Here is a 1,100-nt window from a genome sequence, read left to right on the forward strand (position 1 = left end):
TGCGACGTTCGACTTGGCCATGGGGTGCTGCTTGGTCAGGGGAGGTGAGGGCGGTGAGGAATGCCTACTGAGGCGTCCGGTAACCCAGGCACTTGCGCGGCGTGGCGTTCAGGCGGGCGACGAGTTGGACAAGCCGATCGGGTGAGAGGTCGACAATAGGGGTCGTGCTTGGAAGAAAGCGCCTGATCCGCCCGTTTGCGTTCTCTACGCTGCCCTTTTGCCAAGGACTGTGAGGATCACAGAAGAAGCAGCCGACTGCCAGGGTGCTTCCGAGGCTCTCGTGCCGCAGGAACTCGGTTCCTCGGTCGAAGGTGATGCTCTTGCGTGCCGTGGATGGCCATGTCTCCAAAGCCTGCCGAACACGCCCCATCAGCGGGAGCGAGTGCCGGCTGTCGTTGGCCAGCAGCATCGTGAAGCGGCTCTGCCGCTCGACCAGCGTGGTGACATTAGCCTTGCCAGACTGTGGGGCGAAGATGAGCAGATCGCATTCCCAATGCCCGAAGCTGGTTCGAGCAGCGATCTCCGGCGGTCGGTTGGCAATCCAGTGCTTGGCTGGGATGCTTGTGCTCCGTGGCTTGCGCCCCATGCGTTGACGCCGCCGCCGACGACGGGCGAGAGGAATCAGTGCTGCGAACCTCTCCTGTTGACCATCTGCTCCGTAGATGTGGCGGTAGATGGTCTCGTGACAGAGGCGAGGGCCATCCGGGTGTTCGCGCGCGAGCCGGCCAGCAATTTGTTGAGGCGACCAGCCGAGTTGCAGGTGCTGCAAAAGGTAGCGTCGTAAATGAGGATGCACCACGATCTTGCGCCAGCGCTGGCGTCGATCATGGGCCATCTCCTGCGCGGCCACCGGGAAATATCCCGAGAATGATGGGTCCTCGTCCCGGTGGAAGTTGCGCTTGATCTCACGGTGAATGGTGGATCGGTGTCGCCCGAGCTGGCGGGCGATCTCGGCTACTGGGCAGCGAGCGTCCAATAGCCGGTACAGGGCTCGACGCTCGGCGAAGCTTAGCTGGGTGTAGCAGGCGACCATGAAGGAAGCTCCCGGCGACAAAGCTCAGGAAAAGCAACGTTTGTCGCACTTCAAGATAGAACCCACC

The 1,100-nt window shown here is 62.1% G+C and carries 1 protein-coding gene; it reads right to left on the reverse strand.

From position 1 onward, the window contains the following. Positions 1–64: 64 nt before the first annotated feature. Entirely contained in the window at positions 65–1,033 is a 969-nt protein-coding gene (locus tag D9599_RS30635) for an IS30 family transposase (protein WP_198385118.1), read from the reverse strand. Positions 1,034–1,100 lie beyond the last annotated feature (67 nt).

The organism is Roseomonas sp. KE2513 (assembly GCF_016107305.1).
In the GTDB taxonomy this organism is placed as follows: domain Bacteria; phylum Pseudomonadota; class Alphaproteobacteria; order Acetobacterales; family Acetobacteraceae; genus Roseomonas.

Excerpts from the sequence above, each read along its gene's own strand:
- D9599_RS30635 (WP_198385118.1), bottom strand. The coding sequence starts at position 1,033 with ATGGTCGCCTGCTACACCCAGCTAAGCTTCGCCGAGCGTCGAGCCCTG.